The sequence below is a fragment of the Clostridium sp. UBA5712 genome, assembly GCF_002419845.1.
Lineage (GTDB): Bacteria > Bacillota > Clostridia > Clostridiales > Clostridiaceae > Clostridium_J > Clostridium_J sulfidigenes.
Genome location: NZ_DIGW01000014.1, coordinates 1 through 18,186, shown reverse-complemented (window position 1 = coordinate 18,186; position 18,186 = coordinate 1). Strand labels below are relative to the sequence as shown.

17 protein-coding genes and 1 riboswitch are annotated in these 18,186 nt (G+C 29.2%); of the genes, 1 reads left to right on the top strand and 16 read right to left on the bottom strand.

Features of this window, described 5'->3' with window-relative positions:
• Positions 1-10: 10 nt before the first annotated feature.
• From B3B03_RS11075 to B3B03_RS11000, 16 genes are all read right to left on the bottom strand, one after another.
• Positions 11-1,285, bottom strand: coding sequence for a glycosyltransferase family 4 protein (locus tag B3B03_RS11075; protein ID WP_346877326.1), 1,275 nt, complete (start codon positions 1,283-1,285; stop codon positions 11-13).
• Positions 1,286-1,321: 36 nt separating this feature from the next.
• A complete protein-coding gene (locus tag B3B03_RS11070; protein WP_346877325.1) occupies positions 1,322-2,551 on the bottom strand; it encodes a glycosyltransferase in 1,230 nt (409 codons plus the stop codon).
• Complete coding sequence (locus tag B3B03_RS11065; RefSeq protein WP_346877324.1) at positions 2,548-3,906, bottom strand: hypothetical protein; 1,359 nt, start codon at positions 3,904-3,906, stop codon at positions 2,548-2,550. Before B3B03_RS11065 ends, B3B03_RS11070 begins: the two co-directional genes overlap by 4 nt.
• Position 3,907: 1 nt before the next feature.
• Positions 3,908-4,996, bottom strand: a complete 1,089-nt coding sequence (locus B3B03_RS11060; protein WP_346877323.1) for a hypothetical protein — start codon at positions 4,994-4,996, stop codon at positions 3,908-3,910.
• 20 nt (positions 4,997-5,016) lie between these two features.
• Complete coding sequence (locus B3B03_RS11055) at positions 5,017-6,231, bottom strand: glycosyltransferase (protein WP_346877322.1); 1,215 nt, start codon at positions 6,229-6,231, stop codon at positions 5,017-5,019.
• Position 6,232: 1 nt separating this feature from the next.
• Positions 6,233-7,357: a non-hydrolyzing UDP-N-acetylglucosamine 2-epimerase gene (gene wecB, locus B3B03_RS11050; RefSeq protein ID WP_346877321.1), complete on the bottom strand. Its 1,125-nt coding sequence runs from the start codon at positions 7,355-7,357 to the stop codon at positions 6,233-6,235.
• A 2-nt stretch (positions 7,358-7,359) separates the two neighbouring features.
• Positions 7,360-8,469 carry a capsular polysaccharide biosynthesis protein CapF gene (locus B3B03_RS11045; protein ID WP_346877320.1) on the bottom strand — a complete coding sequence of 370 codons (1,110 nt, stop codon included), beginning with the start codon at positions 8,467-8,469 and terminating at the stop codon, positions 7,360-7,362.
• Between the two features lie 28 nt (positions 8,470-8,497).
• Positions 8,498-9,541, bottom strand: coding sequence for a nucleoside-diphosphate sugar epimerase/dehydratase (locus B3B03_RS11040; RefSeq protein WP_346877319.1), 1,044 nt, complete (start codon positions 9,539-9,541; stop codon positions 8,498-8,500).
• 14 nt (positions 9,542-9,555) lie between these two features.
• Positions 9,556-10,761 (bottom strand): glycosyltransferase family 4 protein, encoded by a 1,206-nt coding sequence (locus B3B03_RS11035; RefSeq protein WP_346877318.1) that lies wholly within the window; start codon positions 10,759-10,761, stop codon positions 9,556-9,558.
• A 58-nt stretch (positions 10,762-10,819) separates the two neighbouring features.
• The gene (locus B3B03_RS11030) at positions 10,820-11,668 is read right to left on the bottom strand and encodes a GNAT family N-acetyltransferase (RefSeq protein ID WP_346877317.1); all 849 of its coding nucleotides are present in this window, start codon (positions 11,666-11,668) and stop codon (positions 10,820-10,822) included.
• Positions 11,613-12,248 (bottom strand): sugar transferase, encoded by a 636-nt coding sequence (locus tag B3B03_RS11025; RefSeq protein WP_346877316.1) that lies wholly within the window; start codon positions 12,246-12,248, stop codon positions 11,613-11,615. Before B3B03_RS11025 ends, B3B03_RS11030 begins: the two co-directional genes overlap by 56 nt.
• A gap of 20 nt (positions 12,249-12,268) precedes the next feature.
• On the bottom strand, positions 12,269-13,474 hold the full coding sequence (locus tag B3B03_RS11020; RefSeq protein WP_346877315.1) for a DegT/DnrJ/EryC1/StrS family aminotransferase: 1,206 nt from the start codon (positions 13,472-13,474) through the stop codon (positions 12,269-12,271).
• Positions 13,475-13,649: 175 nt separating this feature from the next.
• Positions 13,650-13,733, bottom strand: a riboswitch (cyclic di-GMP riboswitch).
• Between the two features lie 120 nt (positions 13,734-13,853).
• A complete protein-coding gene (locus B3B03_RS11015) occupies positions 13,854-14,624 on the bottom strand; it encodes a tyrosine-protein phosphatase (protein WP_346877314.1) in 771 nt (256 codons plus the stop codon).
• A 36-nt stretch (positions 14,625-14,660) separates the two neighbouring features.
• Entirely contained in the window at positions 14,661-15,314 is a 654-nt protein-coding gene (locus tag B3B03_RS11010) for a CpsD/CapB family tyrosine-protein kinase (RefSeq protein WP_346877313.1), read from the bottom strand.
• A 50-nt stretch (positions 15,315-15,364) separates the two neighbouring features.
• On the bottom strand, positions 15,365-16,039 hold the full coding sequence (locus B3B03_RS11005) for a YveK family protein (protein ID WP_346877312.1): 675 nt from the start codon (positions 16,037-16,039) through the stop codon (positions 15,365-15,367).
• 50 nt (positions 16,040-16,089) lie between these two features.
• Positions 16,090-16,764, bottom strand: a complete 675-nt coding sequence (locus B3B03_RS11000; RefSeq protein WP_346877311.1) for a YveK family protein — start codon at positions 16,762-16,764, stop codon at positions 16,090-16,092.
• A gap of 429 nt (positions 16,765-17,193) precedes the next feature.
• Here B3B03_RS11000 and B3B03_RS10995 point away from each other — a divergent pair, with 429 nt between their 5' ends.
• Positions 17,194-18,165: an LCP family protein gene (locus B3B03_RS10995; RefSeq protein ID WP_346877310.1), complete on the top strand. Its 972-nt coding sequence runs from the start codon at positions 17,194-17,196 to the stop codon at positions 18,163-18,165.
• Positions 18,166-18,186: the final 21 nt, after the last annotated feature.

Below are 18,186 nucleotides of genomic sequence, written 5' to 3'. Positions count from 1 at the left end.
CACTTTCGTTTTACTTTTTTAATAAAGCTAATTCTTCATAAATTTTTAGTAAGTCCGCAAGATTTTTAGTTTTATCATGTGTTTTTAATGCCCTTTTTTTAGCATTGGAAGATAGTTTTAATGCTATATCATCATTTGTAAATACATCATAAATCGCTTTAGCAAGCATTGCTGCATCATTAAATGGATATAATATACATTCATCATCTTTAACTATAGATGGAACACCTCCAACGTATGATGCAATAGATGGTACCCCTATAATCATGGCTTCCCCTAACGAGTTAGGACTATTTTCAATTGATGATGGAACTACAAAAACATGGGATTTCTGTAGTTGTGTGGCCACTTGTTGTGCATTTAAAGTTCCTAAGAATTCAATTTTATCCTCCAATCCATATCTCTCAATGAGTTTTTTTACATATTTACTATATCCCGTATCTTTTATCTTGGACGTTAATGATTTTATATTATTCCCAAATATATTCGAACCAGCAACTTTTACATTACATTCTATATTTTTCTGTTTAAGAATAGCCACAGCTTCTATTAATTTGTGGAATCCTTTAATAGGATAAGTTGCTTGAGATATAAATATGGCATTATTTTCCTTTTTGTCTATGGACCATTTTTCGCATTCATAAAATTCTTTTCTAAGACTTTCATTATTAGTACGGTATTGTGCATTATGGTTCATCTCAAAAGCATGTGCCTTATCCCACTGAGTTCGTCCAACAATCATGTCGCAATTTGCAAATATATCCCTTTCTAACTTACCACGTTTCTCCATTTCATTTTTACATGCAAAAATACCTGTTTTTCTAATTAAATCTTTTAATGTGTAATTTGCAATTATGTCTTTTACACTTATACCAGCATAATATTCCTCTGCATATGGTCCTATTAATCCTTGAATTGAAACCATTGCAGGGATGAGCCCTTTATTTTTTAAAATAGTCAAAGTATGCGCGTATTCACTTCCATGACAATGTATTATATCTGGCTTGAAATCATCAATTACATTTTTCCATTCTTTATTAAAACATTCCCTTACTTTATGCTTGGATTTTTCTCCACCAGGTACAAGATAATATCTTACATTATTATGTTCTTCTATAAGAACATTTTCACACTGGAATGGTGTAGCAACAGCCATATCAATATTAGTTTCATCTAAAATAGCTTCAAGCAAAGACTGCATCCATCCTCCACCATAAATTCCTTTAATAGAACGTGACTTGCATACATCAGGTAAAGGTACATTTACAATCCATAAAACTCTCACTTAAATAATCATTCCTTTCATAAAGCATTAATATAACTAAATCAAGAATTCAATAACCTTCTTTGTGTATTCTGGAGTGTTTTTGTAAAAGTTTTGTTTAGTATTTTCAAACGCCATTCTTTTGTATGCATTGTTTTTACAAAACTCTTCCAATTGTTTTGTAGCTTCTATAATGTCAGTTTTCTCAAAAATGTTTACTCCATTTTTATATCTATCTATATATTCCACAACCGGATCGTTTTCATTTTTTACAATATTTAGTATAGGTAATCCTGTAGCCATATATTCGAATAACTTGCAAGGTACTTGTTCACTTATTACATTGCAAATATTCACAAGTATGCCTGCATTATTAATTTTATTCCTAATCTCACGCTGTGTAACTTGTCCGTGATATATTACTTTCCCATTGCTTTTTTTTGAATATTTATCTATTATATCCAAACAATCTCCACTTCCATATATATTAAATTCAATTGGAATATTACTATTGCTAATTATCTTAAATAAAAACTCTGGGTTTCTTATGTCTTTATATAAAAAACCAGCATAGATAATATTGATATTCTTACTATCGCTAACTGTCTCATTATTAAATTCAGACTGAATTAAAGATGGTATTCCTATTGATTTCATTTTTTCTTTATAGTTAGAAAATATATTTACATATTTTTTATACAATTCTAAGTCATATAAAATAGCATCAGCATATTTAAAAACCAGTTCCTGTTTCTTTTTTATATTCATAATAGTTGACTTAGTTTTTAAATATATAAAGTTCTCACTTGGCATAGGATCATTAAAATATGCTATCCATTTAATTTGGGGATATTTTTGCTTGATACGTGTACCTACAGTTTGAACTAAAAAATCTCCAGACGACGTTATGATAGCGTCATACTTTCTTTCATAAATAAGTTCTATTGCTTTTTTTTGGTATGATCTTAAATTTATTATTGTAAAATCAGGCCATATAAACATCACTATCAATTTATTCATAACTCTTTTAAATAAAAAATTAACTGTATTCATTTTGAATTTATTTTTTGAATACATCTTATTATAATTACTTTTCATTTTACATTTAACTCTATAAATGTTAATACCATCAATATTTTCACTTAATGGCAAATTATCTTGCCCTGAAAAAGTTAATACATCAACAATATTACCTTTTTTTAATTCATTAACCACATTTACAACACAGCTCGAATTTGCAGAAAACTCAGGTAAATATTCACTTATTAAAAGTAAAATTTTCTTCATGCTTTATTCCTCCTCTCGGCAATAAATACATCCATTACAGCACAAATCATGATTAAAATTGAACCATTAATAAATCCTGATATAGTTCCTTGACTTCCACCCCTAGGCATTAATAATAACTGAAATAATATATAAATGTTCCACAAACTTAATACTTGTGATTTTCTAAAGAAAGAACAGAACATTCCTGATATTAATCCAATAACTAAACCATGAAGGCATGCAAAATATGTTCCATATAGCATTATACCTTCTCCTAAAATTGATGGTAAAAACACACTAAAACCACTTTGTCCATATTGTATTCCAGTTATAAATGTAGTGAAATCGTAATTAATAAGCATTATATGATTAACTGCAATTAGTTTTTTAGGTATTATCAAAGTAAATAACCATATGAAATAATTTATGGGCGACACAGAATTTGAAAATAGCTCAGCCTCATCATATAGTTTGGGAAAAGCAAACTCGATTTTAAGCAATTCGCTTATTTTTTCACTGGCATTTACATTTGATGCCGATACTCCAAGCCTCATGTTCTGATAGTCAAAAAGCAATGGTAGAAAAAAAATTGTAATCATAATTATAATTGCGAAAACTTTAATAAATTTTTTATACATTATAATATCTTCTTTTTTTTTGTTTGAATTTTCATGTAATGATACTTTTTTATTTTTCAAAACCATATTAAAGTTGTACTTTTTATTATACTTTTTAAAAACAAATATAAAAAGTATCATCAATACATTAACTATCAGACCTGATCTGCCTATATATCCACTTATTACTACCCCAATATAAATCTCTAATACTATTAATAGAATCGCTTTATATTTTGATTTCATTTTGTATAAGAATATATAATAAAATGGACGAATAACTAGCAAAACTAACCCCATTATATATACTACTGTATTAGAACGATTGGCTATCTGATTTGCAAAAACATCATTAACACTAATGCTAATATTGAATAAATATGATAACCTATTATTGGGATAAACTAATCTGACAAGTATGATTACCCAATATAATAGAGTTGATAAATTTATAATCCAGCGATTGCTTGTAGTTAACGAATTTATAAATCTATACTCTTTATTAGCATTAAACAATTTAAATCCTATAATCATTCCTAGTAACAATAAAATGATAAATGAAATATACGAAAAAATATATTTTTTTGCTACTTCTTCAAAGGCAATTCCTGCACCTGAATATATAAATGTAAAAATAGATATAAAAATAATATAAAATTTTTCTATAGTACTATTTACATATTTCAAACTCACTTTTATAACTAAAAAAGTGACTAGTGCAAGTACTGCTGCAATCAAATAATTAAACTGATCCATACTATACCTCACCATCTATACGAGAATTATTATTTAATAACTCCAAAAGTTTTACTTCTTCATTACTCCAATTATTATCATTTAAAAATAATTTTAGGTTTTTTTGATAATAATTATAATTTAACAAAATATTTGAAATAGCATAATTGATGTTATTATTACAACAACCAATCTTATACTTAGATATCATTGCAGATAATCCATAATTATTTGGTGCTAAGACTACTAAGCCATTATGGGCATAATCAAAAACTTTATTTGGACAACAAAAAATATTGTTAAAATCAGTATTAGGATATGACACATATCCTATATGATAATTGCTCAATATTAAATCTAATTGTGAATTTAAATAGGAACCCATTATTTTCATAAAACTATACTCTTCTTTTGCAGCCATAATTGTTAACTCATTTAACAATGGTCCATATCCATAAATATCTAAAATTATTTTTTTTTCATATTTATTTTCCTTAATTGAACATACTAACTCCAAAATTGACCTATCATAGGCTAGATATCCTGCATAAACAATTTTAACAATATGGCTATTACAAATTTGCTTTTTAGGCACATCTTCGTATAAATCATCTTTTGCCATATTCCCAATAACAGTGGGTATCTTTCTTAAGTTATAATGTCCTGCCATAATAAGTGCTCTCTCATTATTAGCACATACTACTTCATCTGCACTTTTAATAGCCTTTTTCTCGAAGAAGTAAAAAAAACTATCACGCATTGAAAAAGGATTTTTGCCAGCTGGATAATATAACTCATAAGCATCATAGATTAATTTTTTCCTTCCGAGTTTACTTATTATGATTGCTGGCAGACACGTAAAATAATTATGCGCATATATGGTATCAAACTTTAATTTTTTCGAAGCTTTTATTACTTTATATGTAAATTCAAAATAACGAAAAATGGGATTTCTATTTTTTAATTTCAAGCAAATTCGTTTATTATCAAAATACTCCCTATCATCAACATCAATAATAAAAACTTCATGCTTTTTACTTACAGAATTATAACAACGATTAAACCGACCTTCTTTTTCTTTTGCTAAGAACGAAATCATTAGAATATTCAATACACCAACTCCTATACAATCTATAGACTTTTATTACATAATGACTCAAATAAACTTAAATATTCCATATATTTAACTTTCTTATCAAAGCATTGTTTTACATGATTTATGCAACTAATTTGGTATTTAATTTTACCCTTTGATTTTACTTCACAAATATAATTATACATATCCATTATATCATTTTTTTTCGACACGAAGCCACACGAATCTGTTAAAAGTTCAGGATTAGCTGTTGAATTTATAGATACTGCTGGTGTTCCGCATGCCATTGCTTCTGCAGTGACAAGCCCGAATGTTTCCTCACTTGACATATTTACAAATACATCTGCAACTGAATATATTTCTGCAAGTTCTTCTACACTATTAGTCCTTTTGATTCCAATAATGTTTTGAGGTAGTTTATTTAACTGCTTATTATTTAATCCAACCAAAACTACTTTATAGGTACTATCAATACATTTTGATAATTCAAGAAAATATTTTAATCCTTTTCTTTCATCCCACATACTTGCTACACCTAATATTATAAATTTATTTTCTAAGTTATATTTCTTTCTAAAATCACTTTTTGTTGGTTTAAATACATCCAAATCTATTCCATTATTTATTACCTCAACATCATACTTACTTAAAAATGATTGTTTTACTAAACCTGCAAGCCACTTAGATGGTGTAACTATAGTCATATTTTTTATACCAGTAAACAATCCTTCTTTTCTTTCATAATTATATTTTGAGTTATCTATAAATAAACTTCTTGGATACGCATTTCTTTCTGAACACCTATCACAACCCACTTTCCATTTATCACAACCAATATAGTCAAAATATGCACAGTGTCCTGTAAAAGTCCAACAATCATGAAGTGTCCAAACTACCGGCTTGTTAGCTTCTTTTAAATAATTAAATAACAATTCTATATTAATGTAATAACCATGAATATTATGCAAATGAACAACATCTGGATCGTACTCTTTAGCCTTTTTTATAAATTCTTTTGTGACTTTCGTTGACCCAAACCCATGCTTATCTAATAATCTTGTTTTTGTTACATGCATATAGTTATCAAAATTCGTACCTATCTTAATAGAATTTATTCCTTTTGGAGCAGTACCTCGACCATAGGCTATTAAACACTCATGCCCTTTTTCTTCTAAAATCTTATAAATATCTGTAGCTATTCTACCCGTACTTCCATAGCCACAAACAGAATTTATCTGTAAGATTTTCATATTACTTCCCCCAAACCACTCTATTCACATAATCTGTATAAGACAATATTATCCTAAGCACCTTATCAGATACATTAGGCATACTATAATCTGCTACACGCCTTAGAGTACTTATTTCTTGTGTTTCAAGTACCTCTAACCCTTGCAATATTCTCTCTTTCATAAGTCCAACCATCATAACTGAAGCCTCTTCCATCGCCTCTGGTCTTTCATGAGCTTGTCTTATATTAAGAGCTCTAAATCCTAAGATTGAAGATTCTTCACTTATTGTTCCACTATCACTTAATACTACTTTAGCCTTAGTTTGAAGCTTTACATAATCATTAAATCCAAGTGGTTTCATAAGTGATATTAAAGGATTAAATTCTATACCTTTTGTATCTATCATTTTTCGAGTTCTAGGATGAGTACTTACTATTACAGGCATATTATACTTTTTTGCCACTGCATTTAAACTCTCTACTAAATTTAAGAAGTTTGTTTCTGAACTTATATTTTCTTCCCTATGGGCTGATACTACAAAATAATGTCCTTCTTTTAAGTTTAATCTCTCTATAACATCTGATTTTTCTATATCATCTTTTCTTGAATTAATTACTTCAAACATTGGACTTCCAGTCTTAATTATTCTATCTGCTGGTAATCCTTCTCTTAATAAATACTCTCTTGCAATATCACTATAAGTTAAATTTATATCTGATGTATGATCTACAATCTTTCTATTAGTTTCTTCTGGAACCCTTGCATCAAAGCATCTATTTCCTGCTTCCATATGAAATATTGGAATGTGTCTTCTCTTAGCTGCTATTGCTGTAAGACAACTGTTTGTATCTCCAAGTACTAAGAAAGCATCTGGTTTTACTTCTTCCATAATTGGATCTATTTTAACAAGTATATTTCCTATAGTTTCTACTGCTGTTCCAGTAGCTGCATTTAGAAAATAATCTGGTTTTTTCAATTTAAAATCATTAAAAAACACTTCATTTAATTCATAGTCATAATTTTGACCAGTATGAACTAAAATGTGTTCAATGGCTTCTGATTCTTCTAATTTATTAATAACAGCAGATAATCTAATTATTTCTGGTCTTGTACCAACTACTGTCATTACCTTAAGTTTCTTCATTATTATACCTCCAAGAAATACGTATCTGGTTTTACAGGATTAAATGCTTCATTTGCCCACATTACAGTAACCATATCAGTATCTCCAATATTTACAATAGAATGAGTATAGCCTGTTGGTATATCTACCACTTGAAGCTTTTCTCCACTTACTTTATATTCTATAATTTCATCTGAATCTATTTTTCTAAAACGGATAAGTCCAGTGCCACTTACTACTAAAAACTTTTCATTCTTTGTATGGTGCCAGTGATTTCCCTTTGTTATTCCTGACTTTGCAACATTTACCGAAACTTGTCCTCTCTCTGGGGTTCTAATAAATTCAGTAAATGAACCTCTATTATCACAGTTCATTTTTAAATCATAAGAAAATTCATCTTCTGGTAGAAAGCTTAAATATGTACTATAAAGTTTTTTAGTTAGTTCATCTTCCATATTAGCAATACTTAAATCTTTTCTACTTTCTTTAAAACTTCTTATTCTATCTGCTAAATCCCCTAATTTAATCTTATGGATTACTGGAACACAACAGTACTTACCATTTACAGTTTCATTACCTTCAAGTGCTCTTATAAATTCTTCTAAAACATCATCTATATAGCATAATGTAAGCTCTGCATCTTCATTATTTACTTGTATGTCTAAGCCCCTAGCTATGTTATGACAATAAGTTGCTACTACAGTATTATAATTTGGCCTACTCCACTTACCAAAAAGATTTGGTAATCTATATACTAAAGCTTTGGCTCCCGATTCCTTACTATAGTTAAATAGCAATTCTTCACCAGCTCTTTTACTATTCCCATAAAGGTTATCCTTTTCCGCTTGAATTGAAGAAGTAATTAAAATTGAAGATTTATTATTATGTTTTTTCAAAAGTTCTAAAAGCTCTGAAGTAAATCCAAAATTACCTTCCATAAATTCTTTTTCATTTTTAGGTCTATTTACACCTGCTAAATGAAATACAAATTCACACTTCTCAGCATATTCATTTAATAAAGTCTTGTCTGTGTCTATATCAAATTTATATATGTCATTAAAACCCCTATTATTAAGCTCTGCTATAAGGTTTCTACCTACAAACCCATTTGCTCCGGTAACAAGTATTTTCATAATCGTTCCTACCTTTCTTTAGAGTAAATTATTTAGTAACATCAGCTTCATTTAAAGTTTGCCAGAATTCCAACTCTTCTTTAATATAATCTAGTGTTAAAAGTTTTGCTTTTACTTCTTCTACATTTAAAAGTTCCGTATTATTAGAGTTATATTCTTCAAGTTGTGTTCTTCCTTCATTTCCATCAGTAAAGTACTTATCATAATTTAAATCTCTTTTATCTGCTGGTACTCTATAGAAATCTCCCATATCCATAGCATTTGCACATTCCTCATTGGTTAAAAGCGTTTCATACATCTTTTCTCCATGACGAATACCTATTATTTTCGTTTCAGATTCTACTTCAAATAACTCCTTTACCGCTTGAGCTAAAACTTCAATTGTGCAAGCTGGTGCCTTTTGAACCATGATGTCTCCACTTTCTGCATTTTCAAAAGCAAAGGCAACTAACTCCACAGCCTCTTCTAAACTCATTATATATCTTGTCATCTTTGGTTCTGTTATTGTAAGTGGCTTTCCACTCTTTATTTGCTCTATAAATAGAGGAACAACTGAACCTCTTGAACATAGAACATTTCCATATCTAGTTCCACAAACTAAAGTTTTCTTTGGTGAAACTGTTCTTGATTTAGCTACAAAAACTTTTTCCATCATAGCTTTAGAAGTTCCCATAGCATTTACAGGATAAGCTGCTTTATCTGTAGATAGACATATTACCTTTTTTACTCCTGCTTCTATGGCTGCTGTAAGTACATTATCAGTTCCTATAACATTTGTTTTTACTGCTTCTAAAGGGAAGAATTCACAACTAGGAACTTGTTTTAATGCAGCTGCATGAAATACATAATCTACATCATACATGGCAGCTTTAATACTTTGTAAATCTCTCACATCTCCTATGTAAAATTTTATTTTATCATTTTTATAAACTTTCCTCATATCATCTTGTTTTTTTTCATCACGAGAAAAAATACGAATTTCTTTAATATCTGTATTTAGAAATCTTTTTAGTACTGCATTTCCAAAAGAACCAGTACCTCCAGTTATTAGTAAACTTTTATCTTTGAACATATTAATTCCTCCACTTATATCAATAATTTCAAATAATCTTCTAGAATTTTTATTGAATGTTCAACTCTAAAATTATCTTCAATATACCTTCTTCCATTATCACCCATCCGAGACAATTCTACATTGCCAGCCATTGCCTTAATCTTATTTACAAATTTACAAGCATCACCAGACCATACCCATTCACCACATTGAGCATCTTCAATTAATTCTTTAATATCAGTTACTCTATCAGTAGCCGCCAATATAGGCTTTGCATACTCCATATATGATAAAATACGTGATGGATAGTTAGGTATTGTAAATCTAGGATCTAATACAATTAATCCTACATTACATTCTTTTGTTATCTGTTCATAGTCATTTCTAGGTAAGTTTTCAATTACAAGAGCATTATTAATGTTATTGTTTTTAATTGTTTTCTCAAGCTTATATCTATCTGTTCCTCTACCAACAAAAATGAAATATATATTTTCTTCATTTTTACATTCTTCAATAGCCCTACATAGAAGTTCTATATACTGTGGTCTTCCCATGTTACCTCCAAAAAGAAAGACACAAGCTTCTTTAGGAATATTATAAAAGTCACGCATAGGATATTGATCATATCTAAAAGCATTAGTTATACTCTTAGTATTTGGAAAAATGTTCAACTTTCTAGTATTTAACCATTGATTATGATTAATTATATAGTTTTTATTGGCAACAGACATACATCCTATAATATCTGCTGTTTTATAGAGCCTTTTTTCTTTTAATTGAAAATATTTAAATAATAATCCATTATATTTAATTATTCCCAAGTCTACAGCATTTTGAGGAAATATATCCTTAAGCATTAAATATGCTGGGCAATTAAATTTTTTTTTAGCCCATGCTACTAAACCTGCATTTGTAACTGGAGGTGCTTCAAATAAAATCATATCAAATATCTTATCACTTAAGTATTTATTTATGCCCCTTCGCATTAAAACAGGAATTTTCAATGTAGTGATTCCTTTTTCAATAAATCCTACATCATAGTAATTTCCAGTAGCAATACGTAATACATCAAAACCACGTTCTTTTTTTATTTCAGTACACTTTTTATTTTTAGTTTGTTCAGATACTGCTACTGTAATATCATGGCCCGCTACAAATAGTCCTTCAGCTAAATCTGTATATATTGTTGAGCCTATATTCGGCTCTGGAAATGATGTTGAAATATACAATATTTTCACCTTATTTTGTTCTCCTTAAATTAAAATTGGAATTAAGTATTATAATAATTATTCAAAACTATTTCCTAGTTGCAGCTACCTCTTCATTAACTGCTCCATCCATATTATTCAGCATGAAATTAGGCCAATAATGGTAAACAGATCTCAATTCTTTAACTCTAAATCCATTTTTAATATAAAAATTAATAGCCTTAGTATTGTTGCTTTGAGTTCCAACTTGAAGTACTTCTAAGTCGCTGAAATTATGCATCAAAAAACTTTCTAAGCGATACATCATACTACTTCCAATTTTTTTATTTTTCACATTTTCTTCAACAGATATCAATTCTATAATAGCCTTTTTATTTTCATTATCTATACTAAATAAAATATAGCCTAAAATATTTGAACCTTCATTATAATAAAGAAAATACTTACTTTCATTTAAAAATGCAGATTCAACCCAATGTGAATATATATTTTCTGATTTTTCCTTATCTAAGAATGGATCATTAAAAAATCTTGAATATTTATAAGATTTTTTACTTATATCAACAATTTTTTCACTATACTCCATACTATTCTTAATTACAATATTACCACTTTCTTCAATTTTCGCATTTTCATCATTTTTAATTTTTTTAATAAACTGAAAGTTAATATCTGTTAAAAATACCCCTAAAAGATTTGATATAAAAAAGTTGTTTGTTGAATCATTATTTATATTATCAATTACTACAAAATCATTCTCTACAATTAAATTTCTAATTTTCACCCATTCATTTCTATTTATCTTATCTTTTAAAGCTACTCTTGCACTCTTTACGCCAAAATAATTTGTATCCCATTCTAGTTTTCTATATTCATATATGTTATGTTGCTCTATAGATGTTGTCTTGTGAAACTGATTTTGCAGCTGTCTTTCCATTATATACCCCTCTTCTTAAAGTAATAATAAATATTGTTCTAAATAGTATTTTAAAGTCCACCATAAAACTTATATGATCTACGTAATATACATCATTTTTTAGTCTTTCTTTCCATATAACAGCATTTCTATGATATGCTTGATTATATCCACTTACACCAGGTAATACTTCTAATTTTCTTACCTCATCTTTCTCATAACAATATAAATGTTCAGGTAAGTCCGGCCTTGGTCCTATAAAACTCATATACCCTTTTAAAATATTTATTATTTGTGGCAATTCATCAATACTTGTCTTTCTAATGAACTTACCAATCTTAGTTAATCTCGGGTCATCTGCAGCATTGTATGTTGAACCATCTTTATTTCTTATATCAGGAGCGTTTACCTTCATAGATCTTAATTTAAACATTTTGAATATTTTCTCATTTCTTCCCAGTCTTTCTCCAAAATAAAATATTGGTCCACCATCTTCAATTTTGATTAGTATTCCAAATACTAATATTATAGGTAGTATTAAAGCCATTAATAATAGCGAAAATATAATATCAAATAACCTTTTTATATAATTCTTATACAAACTAACCCCTTCCCCTCATGTTATATTATTTCTTTAATTTTTTTAGAAACATATTCTACATCTTCATTACTCAATAAAGTATGTAGTGGTAATGTAACCTCATTTTTATATGTGTTAAATGCATTAGGGTAGTCTTTTATATCAAACCCTAACTTTTTATATGCTGTATGCATTGGTAGTGGTTTATAATGTACATTAGTTGCAATCCCGTATTTGGCCATTTTTTCTATAAACTCATTTCGAAACTTTTCATCTTTACCAATTAGTCTAACTAAATATAAATGACCACTTGAAGAATAATTGCTATCATAATGTTTAAATGGTTGTACATTTGTATTTTCTAAAAATTTATCATACATATTAATAATTTCTTTTCTTCTTCTTAAAATTTTGTCATAGCGTTTAAGTTGTCCCAGCCCTAAAGATGCCATAATATCTGTCATATTACATTTAAATGCAGGAGAAATAATGTCATATTCCCATGCACTTAATTTTGTTTTTGCAAGGGCATCTTTCGATTGCCCATGCAGTGTTAATATCATAAACTGTCTATATATTTCTTCATTATCTATACCATCAATATCATTCCAAGTAACCGCTCCACCTTCTGCAGTAGTTAAGTTCTTAACTGCATGAAATGAAAAACTTGTAAAATCTGCTACTGAACCAGATATTCTTCCTTTATAAGAAGCTCCAAATGAATGTGCCGCATCAGCTAAAACAATTACCCTTCCAATTGCTTCTTGAACTCTATTAGAAGGTGTAAACAAATTCTTTTTACTATTTATAACTTGGTATATCTTTTCATAATCACACATTACACCTGCTATATCTACTGAAATAATTGCTTTTGTCCTCTCTGTTATAGCTTCTCTTATAGCATCATAATCTATGTGAAATGAATCTTTACCTGAATCTACAAGTACTATTTTAGCTCCAACATGTTCTATTACACTAGCTGAAGCTGTATATGTATATGCTGAAGTTATTACTTCATCTCCCTCACCTACGCCAAGTAATCTCAAGGTCATTTCCATACATGCTGTAGCTGAGTTTAAGCAAGCCACTTTTGATGTATTACAATAACTTGCTATTTCTTTTTCAAATAACTTAGTTTTTGGTCCTGTAGTAATCCAACCAGACTTTAAGGTATCTACTACTTCATTAATTTCAATATCAGTTATGTCTGGTGGTGAAAACGATATGTTTCTTAGTTCACTATTCATTATTTACTTCACCTCACTTTGGTACGATAAGCTCTAACTCTCTTTATTTTTTCTTTAATTAAGACTGCCCACCAATTCTTAATTTATAAAACCAGATAAAAATAACCCACCGCTATCTTTCACTAACTCATATACCATAAATTTCCCCTTCAAACTTATAGTTACCCCGAATTAATAAGATAAAGGTGGGTTGCGCTACTAACTCCCTGTAGTCCAAGCGCCCAAGTACAGACTACAGTTCATAATTCCCTTTAAATTTAAGTTATTTATGTCAAATTTTATTTAACCCCTATCGATTCTAAAAAGTTCCCCCAATTTCCCGACTTTTATATAACCGATACACCCAGTTTAAATTTACGTATATTGAACAATGTTCAACTTATCTTCTAAATATATTAAAAATCCCACCTTGTTTTCTAATTCTTTCTCCTCTAAATTCAACCTTATTATTCATTAAGATTTCCTGAGAAATGTTCTCCATCTCCCTTGCATATCCAGGGTTTATTTTTTCTATAGCTTTTATCCCCTCTGTCATATCTGTGGTTCTAACTTGGGATCTATGACCATCGGAACCTATAGTGCTATATATTTTATGTTTTACAAATAATTTAGCAGTTTTTTTAACTCCACCACCAAAATCTCCTGTTATGCTCCCTGTGTTTAGTTGAAATAAAAACCCCTCTTCAATAAACTTATTTATAAGTTGAGGGGCTTCTATAAATGTTTTATACCGCTCAGGATGAGCGATGATAGGTACAACTCCATTTAATTGAAGTTCATAGATGTCATTTATAACTTCATCCACAGAAAACTCTCTTAAAGGAAATTCTATTAACATATATCTACTGTTTTCTATGGTACCTATATCACCACATTGAAAGCTTTCTAGAATTCTACTAGTATAGTAAACCTCTTGCCCACAATATATTTCTATATCTATATCCTTATTTTTAGCTAAAATTTTCAATTTAGCTACTTCTCTTTTAATTTCTTCATAAGGTACTTGAAACCTACCCCTAAAAAAATGGGGAGTGGCAACAATTCCTGTGGTTCCTGACTTTTTTGCTAATTTAAGCATGTCTACAGTCATATCTTCATCTTTAGATCCATCATCCACTCCATGAAGTATATGGCTATGAAAATCTATCATAAGCACTCCTCCAACCTTTAAGTGAAATTTTATATATTATTTATCACCATAATAGTAATAATAGCTGTTTCTTTTAGTGTCTACTCCATTTAATATAGTACCGATGATATTTGCATTAACCTTTTTTAAAAGATTAATAGAATTTACAACAGAATCTTTTTTTGTTTTTTCTGCTCTAATGACAAGCAATGTTCCATCGGCTCTAGTAGATAGTATTTGCGCATCAGTAACGGCTTGTACTGGTGGCGTATCTAATATTACATAATCAAAAACCTTTTTTAAGGCATCTATGAGAGCCTTCATGGATTTTGAACCTAACATCTCAGATGGATTAGGTGGAATCTTACCTGAGGTCAATACGGTAAGATTATTATTATATCTATGTCCTACTACAGAAATACTCTCCTTCCCAACTATTACATCAGAAAGTCCTGCAGTATTAGATATTTCAAATTTTTTATGTAGTGATGGTTTTCTTAAGTCACAATCTATAAGTACCACCTTTTTATCTCCTTCAGCTATGGATAATGCTAAGTTTCCTGCTGTAGTACTCTTTCCTTCTCCTGGTTCTGCACTAGTTACTACTATTACTTTATATTCCTCATCAAAGGATGAATATTGCAAATTTGTTCTTAGAGTCCTATAACTTTCTGAAGCTATAGACCTGGGATCTTTTTCTACTATAAACATTAATTTCTCTCCTTAAGTAAAAATCTATTAAGATTATCTGCTGTAACTTTCTACTGCTCAGTGTGAGGTATAGTTCCTATTACAGGAATATCTAATTCCTTTTCTAATTGTTCCCTATTTTTATATGTATTATCTAAAAACTCAAGTAAAAAGCTTACTCCTACACTTACCATTAATCCTAATAAAAAGGCTATAGCTATATTCATTTTTTTATTAGGGCTCACTGGCATTTCTGGAACTTTTACTGATTCTATAACTTTTATATTACCATTTGGCACCAAAACCTTAGATGTAGTTACAAACTCATTGGTTATAGCTTGTACCATAGTTGCTGCCATATTAGGATTTTTATCATCAATTTTAATTTGAAGGATTTGTGTATCAGCTACAGTTACCACTGTAAGCTTCTTAAGAACTTCATCTTCTGTTAGATTACTGTTTGCAACCTTTATAGCTCTACCAACTAAATCTCTAGTTTTTATGGCTTCAGAATAGGTCTTCATTAACTTTTGATACATAGCTATCTCACTTTGATCATAACCTGCCTCTGCTCCTGCTTCTTTACCTATAAATAACTTAGTACTTGCTTCATACTTAGGACTTATTAAGAAAAAGCTTACCAACCCTGATACTAAAGTCGCTAATAAAGTTACTATTAGTATCAACTTCCACCTTTTCTTTAACACTTCTAGAATTTCTCCAAGGCTAATTACTTGTTCTTCCAAAATTATTATTCCTCCGTTTCCATCTTGTGTTAATCATCCTACTTAAGATTTTATAGGTCTATCTTTGGTATTATTCCTAAAACTGGTATGTTTAATTCTTCTTCTAGCCTATCTTTATTTTTATAGGTGTTATCCATAAACTCTATAAGGAAGATAACTCCTATTCCTATAAACACTCCCAATACTATAGCTATTATAAGCCCCATACTCTTGTTAGGACTTACTGCTCTTAATGGAAATCTAGGTTCTTCTAGGACTTGTACATTTCCATTAGGAACTAATTCTGTTGATAATTTAACAAATTCATCTTTTATAGCAGATACTAACTTTACAGCTTCTTCTGGTGAGCTGCTTTTATACTTTATTTCAATAATTTGTGTATCAGCTAGGGATACCACTGTTAAATTTTCAACTGCTTCTTTAGGGTTTATTTCGAATCCTGTTTTATCTATAGCTTTTTTTACCAAATCTTCAGTTTTAATAATTTCAGCATAGGTCTTTAATAATTTTTGATACATTTGTATATCTAAAATATTATATCCTTCCTGCTGACTTTCTTCTTTACCTATAAATACCTTAGTGGTTGATTCATATTGTGGAGTTATTAGTAAAAATAATGCTATTGATGCTACTAAAGTAGAGGTCAAAGCAAATACTAATATAATTTTCCACTTTCTTTTTAAAATTTCGAAGATGTCATTTAAACTAATAATATTCTCTTCCAAATTAATTCTCCTTACAAAATCAATTTATACATATTACAACATCTTATGTATATTTTTACCATATAAAAATATAATTTGAATACCTAGTTGTAACATCCGTATAATAGTACATATTTCTTTATATTTCAATTGCATACATAACTGTCACATTTGTATAATATCATATTTCCAGTAACATTACTAGTAAAAAACTAATGTTACTAGTAATATTATGTATAATTATGAATAATAACCTAATGTATTCTACAATATCCTTGATTTTGCGCCTATATATACTATTATTTTTATTATTAGTTCATAATTATATCATCGTATCATGTTCATAAAAATTTATAATAAACTTCATGGAATAATCAACCATTATGCATTTCTTTATATTTACACCTTTAACATATGGTGATAGAATTAGGTACAGAGAGGAGTGTAACTATGTCACAAAACACAATTGATCCTGAAAAAAAGAAAAATAAAAGAAGAAAAAAGAAGAAAAAGTCCCTGGGATTTAAAATTTCAATGGGAATTCTAGGAGTGTTGATATTTATAATAGCTATTGGAGGAGGATATTTTTATTCATTATATAATAAGATGGATAAAGTAAAGATTGACAAATCTAAGTTAGGTATTGCTTCTAAGGATGCCTTTAAAGAATACGACAACCATGAATCCATAAAAAATATAGCTTTATATGGTATTGATGCAGAAGAAGGACAAGCTGGTCGTTCTGACTCCATAATGATAGCTACCATTGATTCCGCTCATAATAAGGTTAAAGTAACATCTATTATGAGGGACTCTTATGTTAATATCCCAGACCATGGTATGGATAAAATAAATCATGCCTATGCCTTTGGAGGGCCAACCTTAGCTTTAAGAACCTTAAATGAAAACTTTGGACTTAATGTAGAGGATTTTGTATCAGTAAACTTTTCTTCATTGCCAGAAATCATTGATATCCTTGGTGGAATTACAATAGATATTACTGAAGAAGAAATATCTCATATTCCTGGAGTAAGTTCTACAGGCCCTACCTTATTAACAGGTAAGCAAGCTCTAGCCTATTCTAGAATAAGATATGCTAGTGGTGGAGATTATGAAAGAACCCACAGACATAGAAATGTAATGTCTGCAGTGTTTAATAAAGCTCTTGCTGCATCTCCTACATCTTATCCTAGTATTCTAAATAACATCCTTCCTTTAGTTCAAACTAACCTAAGTTCTGGTGATTTTATATCTCTAGCAACTAAGGTAGCCGGTTTAGGAAATGGGAATTTAGAGCAAGAAAGATTCCCAAGGGATGGAGATGGAGCTGGTGATATGAGCACTGGAATATACTACCTAAAGTTTGATATTGAAACTGTTAAAAAACAAATGAGAGATTATATATTTGCCGATAAAAAATAAATCGAGTAGGAGGAAAATAAT